Here is a 14,019-nt window from a genome sequence, read left to right as displayed (position 1 = left end):
GAAGGCAAGCCGCGCAAGCCTTCGCCGCAGCCCAACCGCCCCTGTTCAACTGAGGGGGAAATTATTCCGGACAGTAGTGGGCGTTCGCCGGGATGACCGAGATTTTCCCCGGACAGCAATGGGCCTTCGCCGGGATGACAAAAGAGGGACGCCCCGAGGCGCCCCGGGCATCCGATCACTTCAGCGTCACCGCCTCTGCCTGAGGCGCGAACACGATCTCCACCCGGCGGTTCATCTGCCGGCCGGCCGCCGTGTCGTTGCTCGCGGTGGGCATCGACTCGCCATGCGCCCTGGTGCTCAGGTGATCGGCCTGGACACCCAGGCCGACAAGCGCCGCCATGACCGCCTGGGCCCGCCGGTCGGACAGGCCGAGGTTGGCGCTGGCGCCACCCACGCTGTCGGTGTACCCCTCGATGCTGGCCGTGTTCCCGGGGTTGCGCTTGAAGAAGTCAGCCACCTTGATCATGTTGCGCGAGCCATCGTCCAGGAGGCGGGCCTGGCCGCTGTCGAACAGCACGTCGCCAAGCGTCAGCACCATGCCGCGATCGGTCTTCCTGGCGTCGAGCCCCTTCAGTTGCGTTTCCAGTTCGCGCACGCGGGCATCGCGGCGTTCGACGCGCGCTTTGTCGCGCAGGGCGTCGGCCGACTGCAGCGCGTTGCGCTGTTCGGAAGCGGCCAGTTGCTGTTCGGCCTTGTCCGCCTGCTGGGTGCGCTGGCCCAGGCGCATCTTGTCGCGCTCGGCGGCCGCGCTGGCAACGACGGCCTGCGAGGCCCGGCTGGAGGCCGTGTCCTGCGCGATGGTCACGCGCTGCGCCGTCATGTAGGCGAGGTGATCGACGCGGGTCTTGGAACCGCCGTCACGCCAGCTGCGCTCGGCCACATCCAGCGATTCGGTCGCACGCTTCAATTCTTCGGGCGCCAGGGTCGTGACCTGCGGGTCGCCGCTGGCCGCGCCGAGGTGGCTGCGCGCTTGATCGAGGGCGCTGTTTTGCTCGGGCGTGGCGCTGCACGCGGCCAGTGTGGCCACCAACGTGGCTGAAATCAGGAATTGGTTGTTCATCAAGGTGCTCCTCGTGTTCATCGCGCCGGCTGGCGCGTGAGTTCCTCGCCCAACGCACGAGCCGCGTCTTGCGACTCCTTCGCGGCCTTGCGGGAACGGCTGGATTGCGCCCGCAATTCGGCCACCTGCGCATCGACCTGCGCTTCGTCGGCCAGTTGCCGGGCCCGCTCGTAGTCCTTGCTCGCGATGGCCTGCCTGGCACTCGCGAGCTTGTCGGTCGCCAGTTGCAGCTCCGCCGGAGCGTTCTCGCTGGTGCTGCTGGTGCTGGCGCGTTTGACGGCCGCTTCGGCCACCGCCATTTCCGTCGTGGGCACGGGCGTGCTGGCGCAGCCGCCGAGCCAGGCGACGGCGCTCACCGCCAGCAGGGCCGCCGGGAGGTGGATCAACCTTGTGGTGTACATGTTCGTTCCCTTGCATTGCGTCGAGCGGCGGAATCGCCACTCCTGTCGCCGGAGCCTGGCCGCCTTCCTGCCCGGCGTCTGTGTGCCAGCGCACCGAGTGGGCCGCAGGCAACAGTCACTGCGGGGACGAACTGGCCTGCCGCGGCGTCAGTTCACGCGTGCAGGGCGGGAGCGCGACGCTGCACGGACAGCCGAGATGGGCTGATGCGCGAGGCGCACCTTGGACATCGGCGCATGCGAGCCCTACCTCGCGTCCGCCCGGATCCAGCCCGCCGCCATCTCGGCCATCATCAGCGTGGGGCTGTTGGTGTTGCCGCTGGTGATGGTGGGCATGGCGCCGGCGTCCACCACGCGCAGGCCGCGCACGCCCCGCACACGCAGGCGCGAGTCCAGCACGGCCATCGGGTCGTCGGCCGCGCCCATCTTCGTGGTGCCCACCGGGTGGAAGATGGTGGTGGCGATGTCACCCGCCAGCCGGGCGAGTTCCTCGTCGGTCTCGTACTGCGGACCCGGTTTCCATTCCTCCGGCCGGTACTTCGCCAGCGCGGGCTGCGACGCGATCCGGCGCGTGACGCGCAGCGAATCCGCCGCCACCTGGCGGTCCTCGCCGGTGCTGAGGTAGTTGGGCGCGATGGCCGGTGCGTCTTCGTAGCGTGGGCTGCGGATGTGCACCGTACCGCGGCTCGTGGGATTCAGGTTGCACACGCTCGCGGTGAAGGCCGGGAATTTGTGCAGCGGTTCACCGAAGGCGTCCAGCGACAGCGGCTGCACGTGGTACTGCAGGTTGGGCCACGGGTAGGCCGGCGAACTGCGCGTGAACGCACCCAGCTGCGACGGGGCCATGCTCATCGGCCCGCTGCGCTTCACGAGGTATTCGAGCCCGATCCGGGCCTTGCCCACCAGCGACGACGCCAACACGTTCAGCGTGGGCGCCCCCTGGATCTTGAACACGGCCCGGATCTGCAGGTGGTCCTGCAGGTTCTCGCCCACGCCGGGCAGGTGGGCCACCACCGGGATGCCATGGCGCTGCAGCAGGTCCGCCGGCCCGATGCCCGACAGCTGCAGCATCTGCGGCGACCCGATGCTGCCACCACACAGGATCACCTCGTGGCGCGCACGTGCCGTCACCATCTGCCGGCCGTCCCACGCGCGCACGCCGGTGCAACGCAACGTGCCGTCCTGGCCCGGCTCGACGATCAGCTTCGTCACGCGGGTCTTCACCCATGACGTGAAGTTGGCGCGGCCGTCGCAGGTGGGCCGCAGGAATGCCTTGGCCGTGTTCCAGCGCCAGCCGTTGCGCTGGTTGACCTGGAAGTAGCCCACGCCCTCGTTGCTGCCCCGGTTGAAGTCGGTGCTGTGGGGAACCCCCGCCTGCACCGCCGCGTCGGCGAACGCGTCGAGGATGTCCCAGCGCAGGCGCTGCTTCTCCACGCGCCACTCGCCCCCGGCACCGTGCAGCGCGTCGGCGCCGAGGTAGTGGTCTTCGTGCTGCATGAACGCGGGCAGCACCTGGTCCCACCGCCACGCGTCGTCGCCGGTGAGGCGGGCCCACGTGTCGTAGTCCCGCGACTGGCCGCGCATGTAGATCATGCCGTTGATGCTCGAACACCCCCCGAGGGTCTTGCCACGCGGGTAGCGCAGCGAGCGGCCGTTCAGGCCCGCGTCGGGCTCGGTCTGGTAAAGCCAGTCCGTGCGGGGGTTGCCGATGCAGTACAGGTAGCCGACCGGGATGTGGATCCAATGGTAGTTGTCCCTCGGCCCCGCCTCGATCAGCAGCGTGCGCTTGCCTGCATCCGCCGTGAGGCGGTTGCACATCAGTGCACCGGCGGTGCCGCCGCCGATGACGATGTAGTCGAATGTCGTTTCGTCCAAGGGAACCGTCTCCTGTCAGGGGGTGGTGGCGTCGATCGATCGGAGGTACTGCACGAGCGCATCCTTCTGCGCCGCGGTCAGCGAGCCGGTGTTGCCGTGGCCGCCGTTGAAGACGTCCGCGAGCGTGGCGGCCTGGCCGTTGTGGAAGTACGGGCCCGTGTCCCAGATCCCGCGCAGCGTGGGGGTGTCGAAACCCACGCCCACGAGGCTCACGCCGATGCCCAGGCCCGACGACGGCTGGATGGTGCCCACGTCGTGGCGCACGCCGTCGCGGAACGTGGTGCCGGTGTGGCACGTGGCGCACTGCTGCTGGTCGAACAGCACCTTGCCCGCGGCCGCGGCCGAGCTCAACGCGCCATCGGCGGCCCGTGCCGGACTGCGCGGGTACGACTGCAGCGACGTCACGAAGGCCGCCAGGTCGTCCAGCGCCGCGCTGCGGCCAGCCTTGGTCGCACCGAGCGGGTTCGACGTGGCCGCGAAGTCCGCGTCCGACAGGAACCCGGTGCCACCGAAGCCCGAGCGGATGTCGTTCTCGAAGTCCTGGATCTCGTCGAAGTTGGCGGTCCAGTGCACGCGGCCATGGCCGAGCCCGGCACGCCCGCGCAGGCTCACCGTGTTGCGCAAGCCCTCGCGGCGGTCGGTGAAGTCCCACACCATGCCGTCGTCACCGCCGTCCACGTGGCAACTCGCGCACGAGATGTAGCTGTCCTTGCTCATGCGCACATCGGCCGCGTTGTAGAACACCTGCTTGCCACGCAACACGGCCGGAGCCAGGGGTTCGGTGGTGACCGTGGCGATCGTCTTGAGCAGCCGCGCAGCGAACGACTCCGACGACAGCACCGACGCCACGTCGTGCACCGACACCGACCGCCCGAGGAAGTTGTTGGTATACAGCCGCTTGCGCTGCTCGTCGAGGTACAGCCCGTGTGGCGCGCGGCCCGCATCGATCTCGCCGCGGATGGACCGGTTGTACGCATCCACGATGGCCACGCGGTTGCCTTCCATCTGCGCCACGAAGAGGTAGTCGCCGTTCGGCGAGTACGTGGCCGCACGGGCCGGCGCCCGGTCGTTGAAGTCGAGCTGTTCGGCGAACAGTTCGGTGGCGTGGGCCTTCAGGTCGAGCTGGGACACGATGGACCGCACCGTCTTGTCGTGTTCGAGCGGCCGCCCGTCGCGGAACTGGCCGCGCACGATGTTGTCCTTCTTCGACGGCAGCACCGCCCGGGTCCCGTCTGGCGAAATCACCACCTGGTGCAGGTAGTTCGGCACGCCGCGCGCCCGGTTCTCCTCATCCACCGTGGTGGTGTCCACCCGCAGCCCGATGGTCTCGGTGCGCGTCATGGTGGCCAGGTTCACGCGGTGCACCTCGCCGCCCGTCATCAGCGAGCGGAATCGGGTGACGTACGCCTCGGTGGAGTCCGCGCTGACGGCGATGCCGCGCACGTCGCCCGGGAGCGTGATGGTGCCACGGGTGGCGCCCGATGCCGGGTCGAACGTCACGAGCTGCGACTTGCTCTCGAGGGTCAGCACCCCGTTGAGCTTGTCGGGCGAGAACACCACCCCGTGCGGACCGCTGCCGTACGGCAGGGTGACGGTGGCCGACACCGTGCCGTCGGTGTTCAGCACCACGAGCTTGTCCTCGGCCTGCACCGTGACCCAAACCCGGTTGTCGGGAGCAATGGCCAGCGTGCGGGGCTCGTTGCCCACGCGGGTCTCCCACAGCTTCACGAGGGTGTCCGCGTCGATGGCCGTCACCGTACCGCTGTCCGGATTGACGCTGTAGACACGGGTGGTGTTGCCGGCGATGTTGCTGCTGTGGGTGGGCGCCTTCGCGGTGCGCGGGTTGATCGCCGTGCGGGCGAACGCGTAGTACGACTCGGAGCCGTCCGCGTTGCGCACCGTCAGGATCACGGTGAAGTGCCCGGTGGTGGTGAACGTGTGCGACGCCGAGAGCGTGCCCGAAAACGCGGTGCGTGGCGTGCCGTCGCCGAAGTTCCAGCTGTACTGCGCGCCCGGCCGGGCGACCGCGGTGGGGTTGAACGTGGCCGACGCGTTGACGTTCACCGTCTCGTCGCCCGGCTGGCCCACGATGCGCACGACCGCCTGGCTGTACAGCGTGGCCGCCTCGCTGTCGGACAGCGTGCGGTCGTAAACACGCACGTTCGCGAGCGTGCCCTTGAAGAAGTCCGGGTTGCCCTGGATCTGCCCGAGCATCTGCGACTTGTTGGTCAGGCCCTTGATGCCGGCGCTGCCGGCGCCGCTGCTCTTCACACCGTCCACGTACATGACCTGGGCGCCGGTGACCGAGTCGCGGGTCAGGACCACGTAGTGCCACTGCCCGTCGTTCACTGCCTTCGTCGACCGCACGCCCACGTTGGTGGCCGACGGGTCGCCCACGGACAGGCGCAGCAGGCCGTTGTTGTCGAGCCAGCCCCAGAAGATGTCATCCACCCCGCTCGGCTGGTCGCGCCCGAAGATGCCGGGCGCCTGCCACGCGTTGGCGTTGCCGGCCTGCGTGGTCTTCATGTGGAAGCTCATCGACGCGGACGCGGCCAGCACCACCGCCGTGTCCACCCGCTCGAGCGTGACGCCGGCCGTGCGGGCGCCGAAGTTCAGGCCGCCGTCGCTGAAGAGGTCGCTGGGCGACGAGGCGCCGTTGTTGCCCCCCACCACGTCGTTGACGGTGCTGACGAGCGGCCAGCTGTGCACCACGTGCGACAGCGACGCCACCTCGTCGTCGGTCAATGCGCGGCCATAGACCCGCACGTTCGACAGGCTGCCCTTGAAGAAGTCCGCACTGCCCTGGATCTGCCCGAGCAGCTGGAACTTGTTGTTGAGCCCCTTGACCCCCACCGCGCCGGGGCCCGACGTCTTGACCCCGTCGATGTACATCGCCTGCACGCCGGTGGTGGCGTCCCGGGTCATCACCACGTGGTGCCACGCCCCGTCGTTGACCGCCTTGGCAGACCGCGCGCCCACGTTGCTGGCAGACGGGTTGCCCGTGGTGAACCGCAGCGTGCCGGTGTTGTCGATCCAGCCCCAGAAGACGTCGTCCGTGCCGCCGTTCTGGTCGCGGCCGAAGATGCCCGGTGCGAGCCATGCGTTCGCGTTGCCGGCCTGGGTGGTTTTCATGTGGAAGCTCACGGTGGCTGATCCGCCCAGCACCGTGGCGATGTCGTCACGGGCGAGGGTGACCCCGCCGGTGCGCTGCGCGAAGTTCATCGCGCCGTCCGCAAAGGCATCGGCGGCCGACGCCGTGCCGTGGTTCGTGCCCACCACGTCGTTCACGTTGGACGCGAGGGGCCAGCTGTGGAGCGTGGAGCCCAGCGCGTCACGTGCCGCCGTCTTGAAGGTGGACGTGAAGGCCGTGGCGACGGCGTTGCCGGCGTAGTCCCGCATCCCGCCCGACGGCACCACCACCTCGTAGGAGGTGTCGGGCTGCAACGGCTGGGCCGGCGCGAAGTTCACGATGCCCAGCTGCGCGCTGTAGGTGCCCGCGAGCGCACTGCCGCCCACCGGCCGCACGATGAAGGTGCTCGCGTTCACCGTGCCGGAGAGGATGTTGTCGGTGAACGCCACGCCGATGCGCGACGTGACCGCCTGCTTGACCGCCGCGTTGCGTGGCGACACCTCCTTGACCGCCGGCGGTGTGGTGTCGGGATTGCGGTCGTGCACGATGAAGCCGCTCCCGGTGCCGTGGTCGTTGCCCACGTAGATCAGGTTGCCCATCGGCATCACCTGGCCATGGTCCGAATGGTGCGCTGCCTCGGACCCTTCCGGGAACAGGCCGCCCTTGCCCACGTGCACGTGGTTCAGCGGGTTGCTGACGTTGACCTTGTGGATCATCTCCTGCGCGCCCTGGAACACGAACTGGTCCTGCGTGGCGCAGTAGAGCTGGTCGTCCATCACCAGGCGGTTGTCCTCGGCCACGAAGTGCGTGGCGTCGCTCAGGTCGTACGCGAACATCTTCGCGCCCGTGTTGCGCACCGAGCCGTACAGCTTCTTGCCGTCGAAACAGGTGGCGTAATAGAAGGGCAGGCTGCCCACGCCGTCGAGCATGCGCGGGTTGAGCGGGTCCGACAGGTCGAGGCTTGCGAGGCCGGAGTTCGTCTCCATGGACGTGAGCACCAGGTGGTTGCCCATCGTGAAGATGGGGCCCACGCGGAAGCTGCCCAGTTCACCGGTGGGCACGGGATTCGGTCGGCCCTCGCCGCGGTTGGCGATGAAGGCGTTGGCCGGGTCGCGGGCGTCCACGATGTACATGCCGTCGTCGGCAGACGCCACGTACAAGTACGGTGCCTGCCACCACAGCTGCCAGCTCACCTTCGAGTAGTCACCGGCGTTGACGGTGGGCAGCACGAGCTTCTTCACCTGCTGGATGTCGTTGATGTCGGTGAAGTCCCAGAACTCCACGCCCTTGGTGCTCGGGATCACCACGTACTGCCGCCCGTTGATGACGGCCGCGCCCATGGCGTGGGGCTCGCGGAACTCGGCCGTGCGGCCGTCCGGCTCGTAGAGCTTCTTCACGAGCCGGATGTTCCGCGGGTCGGACACGTCGTACAGCAGGAACCCGCCGGTGGACTGCCCGCTGTCGGGCGCGAACATCGTCAGGAAGTAGCCGTTGAGCATCAGGGCCACGTTGGTGCCGTAGTCCTTGCGGTTCGGGTACCGGAACGGGATGTCGCCATCGCCGGCCCCGGCCGACGTTTCATTCCTGATCCACGACACGGGCTTGAACAGCTCGGCCTCGGTGTACGACAGGTTGCCGAGGCCCGGGCCCGTGGTGGGCGCCGGGTCCACCAGCGCCGCGAACGCGGACGCAGCGTTGTTGAGCGTGGTGAGGGGGCTCACCCCTGTGACGGCTGCGTGTGTCAGGAATGCTGCACACAGGAACGCCATCGCCATCAGTACGCGCTTGATTTTCATTCGTCGCCTCTCTTTGCCGTTCATCCGATCCGGTTCATGAGTGCGGCCGAATCGGAGGCCGCGTGCCTTGGGGTGTGCCGGTGTGAATCAGCGGTCCGCGAGCACCCGCTCGGTGTCGCCGGACTCGTAGACCTGCCAGGCGAGTTCCGCGCTGGCATCGCGGTGGATCATCGCCATCAGGGCCCGCACCACGGCCGAAGGGTCGCGGTGCTGGTACACGTTGCGGCCGTAGACGAGCCCCACGGCGCCCTGGTCCAGCAGCTCGCGGGACCGCGCGAACACCTGGCGCAGGTCCTCCTTGCCGCCGCCGCGCACGAGCACAGGGCAGCGCGCTGCCTGCACCACGCGGTGGAAATCGGCCGCGTTCGTGGTGGGATCGGCCTTGACGATGTCAGCACCCATCTCGCGCGCCAGGCGCACCAGCGTGACGATCTTCTCGGCGTCACCGTCCACCATGTAGCCGCCACGTTCGGTGTGCGGCGCCATCACGAGCGGCTCGATCATCAGGGGCATGCCGTAGCGGTCGCATTCGGCGCGCACGCGCGCGATGTTGGCCACGCACTGCCGGAAGAGGTCGGGCTCACCGGGCAGCATGAAGAGGTTGACCACCACGCAGGCGGCATCCATCTGCACGGCCGGCAGCACCGGGTCCTCGGCGTTCTGCAACACGGCCCACATCACCCGGTGGGCCGTGGCGTTGTACGGGTTGCCCATGTCGAGCCGCATCACCAGCGCGGGCTTGTTGCGGCCCGGCCGGCCCTGCAGCAGGTCGGCCTGGCCGTAGTTCAGCTGGATGGCATCGGGCGCTGCGGCCACCAGCTGGTCCATCACATGCGGCATGTCTTCCAGCCCCGACAGGAAGGTCGGTTCGTTGCAGACCCCGTGGTCCACCGCGATGTCCAGGCAACGGCCCGCGGTCAGCAGGCGGTTCAGCCTGGCCTCTTTTCTCTCCAACATGCACAGCTCCTTGTGAAACGAAGACAACGGTTCCCCCTCCGGAGGCCCGAGGCCCCGCGGAAACGGTCCGTGGATGGAATGGGTGGCGGGCGGGCAGTCAGCCCAGTGCGGTCAGGTGCCGCAACGCGGCGGCGTCGATGGCAGCCACTTCGTCGGGGCCCAGCTCGATGGACGCGGCACCGGCGTTTTCAATGGCCTGCACCGCGGTGCGGGCACCACACAGCGCCACCGACACCGAACCGTGGGCAATGGTCCACGCCACCATCAGCTGCGAGAACGGGCAGCCGATGCGCTTGCGCAGCGGTTCGATGTCGTGGAAGAACGCCTTCAGGCGGGCCCGGTTGGCCGCGCTGAAACGCGGGTTCGTGGCCCGCTGGTCGTCGCCGGTGAACTGGCGATCGGGGTCCATGGGGCCGGCCAGCAGCCCCATCGCCAGCGACGAGTACCCGAGCACCGCCACGTCGTGGGCCCGGCACAGGGGCACCAGGTCGGACTCGATCTCGCGGTCGATGAGGCTGTAGCGCTCCTGGATCGCATCCACCGGGCCGTGCCGCAGGTACTCGGCGAGGGTCTCGGCACTGACGTTGCTGACACCGATCGCCCGGATCTTGCCCTGCGCCTTCAGGTCGAGCAGCGTGCCCATCGTCTCGGCCACCGGCGTGGTGCTGTCCTGCCAGTGCGTGATGTAGAGGTCGATGTAGTCGGTCTGCAGGCGCTTCAGGCTCTCGTCCACCTCGTGCAGGATCGACGCACGGCCCAGGTGGCGATACACCGCCTGGCCCTCTTCGTCGAAGAAGTGCGTGCCCTGCTGCGTGTGCCACACGAGGCCGCACTTGGTGGCGATGATGGCGTCCTGGCGGCGCCCCTTGAGCGCCGTGCCCACCAGCGTTTCGGCGTGGCCCAGGCCGTAGGCGGGCGCCGTGTCGATCAGGCGCACGCCGGCATCGAGCGAGGCGCGGATGGCGGCGATGGCGGCGGTGTCGTCGCCACCGCCCCACATCCAGCCGCCCATTGCCCACGTGCCGAGGCCCACGGCCTCGCAGCCGATGCCCGAGGGGCCGAGTGTGGTGGTTTTCATCGGGTGGTCTTCCTGACGTTCATGAGGTGGTCGATGGTGACGGCAACGAGCAGGATCAGGCCCTTGATGACGTCCTGCCAGTACGGCGAGACGTCGAGCAGGATCAGCGAACTCGTGACGACGGACAGCAGGGCGAGCCCGAGCACCGCACCGAGGACGGTGCCGGAGCCTCCCTTCAGGCTCGCCCCGCCGATCACGACGGCCGCGATGACATTGAGTTCCATCCCGACACCGAAGGTCGGGGTGGCGGCGCCAAAACGCGCGGTGTAGACCACGCCGGCCACGCCGGCGAGGGCCGAGCACAACACGGTGACCCAGAACTTCACGCGGCCGGTGCGGATGCCGGAGTACAGGGCGGCTTTTTCGTTGCTGCCGGTGTAGAACACCTTGCGCAGCAGCGTGGAACGGCGCAGCGCGAAGTCGCTCACCGCGACGATGGCCGCGAAGATCAGGATGACGGCCGGGATGCCCGCCACCGCCCCCTGCCCGATGAACTTGAACTCGGGTGGCAGCGAGAAGAGCGACTGCGGCGTGCCCTGCGTGAGGGCCAGGCACAGCCCGCGCACGATCACCATGAACGCGAGCGACGCGATGAAGTGGTTCAGGCCGATGCGGGTGACACACCCGCCGATCAGCGCCCCCACGCCCGCGCTGGCCGCGATGGCCACGAGGCTGGCCGTCCACGGGTCCACCCCCATCAGGAACAGCTTGCCGGTGACCACCATCGCAAAACACACCACCGAGCCCACCGACAGGTCGATGCCGCCCACGATCAGCAGGATGGTCATGCCCACCACGACGATGCCCTCGATGGAAAACGACAGCAGCATCGCGCGCACGTTGTCCCACGTGAGGAAGTACGGCGACGCAAAACTCATCGCCACGCACATCACCGCGATGATGAGCAGCAGGCCGGCCTCGCGCATGCTGGCCAGCCGCACCCGGGGGGCGCCCGCGGCGCGGGGCACGGCAAACGCACCGCCCGCCGGCAGTGTTCCCATGGATTCGATCTTCGACATCACGACTTCTCCTGTGCACTGAAGCCCGAGGCCAGCCGAAGCAGGCTTTCCTCGGTCATCTGGTGGCCGGCGAGTTCCCCCGCCAACCGGCCCTCGTGGATCACCAGCGCGCGGTCGCACAGGCCGATGATCTCGGGCAATTCGGACGAGATCACCACCACGCCCACGCCCTGGTTCGCCAGTTCGCGCAGGATGTGGTGGATCTCGGACTTGGCCCCCACGTCCACGCCGCGCGTGGGTTCGTCCATCAACAGCACCGCGGGGTTGGTGGCCAGCAGCTTGGCGATGGCCACCTTCTGCTGGTTGCCGCCCGACAGGCTCGACGCGGCGATGGCCACGCCGTCTGACTTGAGCTTGAGCTTCGTGCCGAGGTCGGACGCCAGCTTGCGCTCCTTGCCCCGCTCCAGCAGCCCCCACCGGGAGCTGACACAGCGCAACGCCATCGACGACACGTTCTGCGCGATGGGCAGGTCGAGGAACACACCCGCGCCCTTGCGGTCCTCGCTCAGGTAGGCGATGCCGTGCCGCAGCGCATCGCCGTAGCGGCGGATGGCCAGCGGCTTGCCTCGCAGGCGAACCGACCCGCGCCGCGCGCGCCGCAGGCCGCACACGGTTTCGGCGAGTTCACTGCGGCCCGCCCCCACGAGGCCCGAGATGCCGAGGATCTCACCGCGCCGCAACGTGAACGAGATGCCGTTCACGCGGTCGCCGTCGGCGAGGTCGTCCACCTCGAGCAGTGGTTCGGGCACCGTGCCCTCCGCCTGCTTGGGCGGGTAGTAGCAGCCCAGGTCGCGGCCCACCATGCAGCGCACCAGCCCGTCGGGGGTGGTGTCGGCGATGGCGCCGGCGAACACGTCACGGCCGTCGCGCAACACGGTGGCCCGGTCGCTGTGCGCAAAGATCTCGGCCATGCGGTGGCTGATGTAGATGATGCCGATGCCCTGCGCCTTCAACTCGTGCAGCACCCGAAAGAGCGCGGCCGACTCCACCTCGGTCAGCGCCGCAGTGGGTTCGTCGAGGATCAGCACCTTGCAGTCGAGCGACAGGGCCTTGGCGATCTCCACGAGCTGCTGGTTCGAGATGCTGAGTTCCTCGACGCGGCGGTCGGGGGCGATGTCCTGCCCGAGCCGCGCAAGCACCGTCGCCGCGCGTGCGTTCAGGCGGCCGTAGTCCATCCAGGTTCGCCGGCTCGCGTTGACCTCCGGCATGAAGATGTTCTCGGCCACCGTGGCGTCGCCGCACAGCGCGATCTCCTGGTGCACCAGGCCGATGCCGAGCTGCATCGCATGGCTCGGGCCGCCGATCACCACCTTCTCGCCGCGCAGGAAGATCTCCCCCGCGTCGGGTTGGTGGATGCCGTCGATGATGTTCATCAACGTGGACTTGCCGGCCCCGTTTTCGCCACACAGCGCGTGGATCTCGCCGCCGTGCAGCGAAAAATCCACGCCAGCGAGCGCCCGCGATGCACCGAAGTGCTTGCGGATGCCCCGCAGCTCGAGCAGCGGCGTGGTGGCGTGGGTCATTCGTTGATGCCCTTGGTGCCGCGGCGCGCGAGGTACTTGTCCCAGTAGAAGTCGTCGGCGTTCGCCTTGCTGACGACGGACAGGCCGTTGTCGAGGAATGGCACCGCCATCGGGTTGGCGCCGTTGCGCTTGGCGTCGTTCATCGGGTCGATGAGCTGGGCGTTCTTGGCGAGGAACAGCATCATCATGCCCATGTACCCCTGCACACCCTGGTTCGGGTTCACCGAACCGAACACCTCGCCCGACTTGATCATGTCGAGGATCTTGGCGTTCACGTCGCAGCACAGCACCTTGATGTTCTTCTTCGTCTCGACCTTGGCCTGCGCCGCGCCGAGGGCCGAATTGGCCTCCGGCATGAACAGCGCCCCGAGGTTCGGGTTGGCCTGCGCCAGGCTGAGCGTGGCCTGGTAGGCCTTGTTCGGGTCCTGGTTGCTGGCCGCGCGCCCCACGAGTTTCATGCCCGGGTGCTTGGTCTTCATGCGGTTGATGAAGGCGTTGATGCGGCGATCGTGGTTGTCCTGCCCGGGGTTCTCGAGCACGGCGTACTCGCCCTTGCCGTTCAGCGACGCGGCGATCGCGTCGGCCGCCTGGGCCCCTTCGCGGTCGTTGTCGGACGTGACGAAGGACACGCGTTTCGAGTTCGGCGAATCGGCCGCGAACGTGACGACGGGGATGCCCATCCCGGCGGCCCGGTTGATGGGTTCGATGAACGGGTCCGGGTTCATCGGGTGCAGCAGGATGCCGGCTGGCTTGCGGGCCAACTCCTGTTCGAACGAGGCCAGCTGCTTGTTGACGTCGTATTCGGGGGTGCCCGTGTAACGCGTGCGCACGCCCAGCGTGCGGCCGAGCTGCTTCATCATCTCGTAGACGGGGAACCAGTATTCCACCCCCGACACCATCACGTTCATCACGTACACGTCGCTGGCGTTGCCGCGCAGCCCGGTTGCCGCGGCGCCTTGCGCCCACGCGGTGCTGCCGGCCAAACCTGCACCGGCCACGGCTGCGGTCTTCAGAAAATCTCGCCTCATCGTGCTCTCCTGTCCTCGGGTTGATCCCACGGGTGATGCTGTCGTGACGCCTTCAGTTGTCATGACAGCGAACGAAATATAGAGCAGCGACAATCCAGTTCGATTAGGGGAAACGCTGGTACAGTGCGCCCGGATTAAGCGGAGGATGTCATAAC

General features: G+C 68.3%; 9 protein-coding genes. All 9 read right to left on the bottom strand.

Features of this window, described 5'->3' with window-relative positions:
* Nucleotides 1-175 precede the first annotated feature (175 nt).
* The 9 genes from ASC87_RS20625 to ASC87_RS20585 all read right to left on the bottom strand — a co-directional run bounded on the left by ASC87_RS20625 (nt 176) and on the right by ASC87_RS20585 (nt 13,864).
* A complete protein-coding gene (locus tag ASC87_RS20625) occupies nt 176-1,060 on the bottom strand; it encodes an OmpA family protein (protein WP_056666624.1) in 885 nt (294 codons plus the stop codon).
* A 17-nt stretch (nt 1,061-1,077) separates the two neighbouring features.
* Nucleotides 1,078-1,461: a DUF4398 domain-containing protein gene (locus tag ASC87_RS20620; RefSeq protein ID WP_056666621.1), complete on the bottom strand. Its 384-nt coding sequence runs from the start codon at nt 1,459-1,461 to the stop codon at nt 1,078-1,080.
* A 243-nt stretch (nt 1,462-1,704) separates the two neighbouring features.
* On the bottom strand, nt 1,705-3,333 hold the full coding sequence (locus ASC87_RS20615) for a GMC family oxidoreductase (protein ID WP_056666619.1): 1,629 nt from the start codon (nt 3,331-3,333) through the stop codon (nt 1,705-1,707).
* Nucleotides 3,334-3,348: 15 nt separating this feature from the next.
* The gene (locus tag ASC87_RS33310) at nt 3,349-8,259 is read right to left on the bottom strand and encodes a LamG-like jellyroll fold domain-containing protein (protein WP_056666615.1); all 4,911 of its coding nucleotides are present in this window, start codon (nt 8,257-8,259) and stop codon (nt 3,349-3,351) included.
* 87 nt (nt 8,260-8,346) lie between these two features.
* Complete coding sequence (locus ASC87_RS20605; RefSeq protein WP_056666612.1) at nt 8,347-9,216, bottom strand: class I fructose-bisphosphate aldolase; 870 nt, start codon at nt 9,214-9,216, stop codon at nt 8,347-8,349.
* Between the two features lie 97 nt (nt 9,217-9,313).
* Nucleotides 9,314-10,294, bottom strand: coding sequence for an aldo/keto reductase (locus ASC87_RS20600; protein ID WP_056666609.1), 981 nt, complete (start codon nt 10,292-10,294; stop codon nt 9,314-9,316).
* A complete protein-coding gene (locus tag ASC87_RS20595) occupies nt 10,291-11,220 on the bottom strand; it encodes an ABC transporter permease (protein WP_157604167.1) in 930 nt (309 codons plus the stop codon). Before ASC87_RS20595 ends, ASC87_RS20600 begins: the two co-directional genes overlap by 4 nt.
* A gap of 92 nt (nt 11,221-11,312) precedes the next feature.
* The gene (locus tag ASC87_RS20590; RefSeq protein WP_056666606.1) at nt 11,313-12,836 is read right to left on the bottom strand and encodes a sugar ABC transporter ATP-binding protein; all 1,524 of its coding nucleotides are present in this window, start codon (nt 12,834-12,836) and stop codon (nt 11,313-11,315) included.
* Complete coding sequence (locus ASC87_RS20585) at nt 12,833-13,864, bottom strand: substrate-binding domain-containing protein (RefSeq protein WP_056666603.1); 1,032 nt, start codon at nt 13,862-13,864, stop codon at nt 12,833-12,835. Before ASC87_RS20585 ends, ASC87_RS20590 begins: the two co-directional genes overlap by 4 nt.
* Between the last annotated feature and the right edge of the window lie 155 nt (nt 13,865-14,019).

Origin of the sequence: Rhizobacter sp. Root1221, from assembly GCF_001425785.1 — a bacterium.
Taxonomy (GTDB): Bacteria; Pseudomonadota; Gammaproteobacteria; order Burkholderiales; family Burkholderiaceae_C; genus Rhizobacter.
Note: the sequence above shows the minus strand (reverse complement) of the source record. Positions and strands in the feature narration are given on the sequence as shown.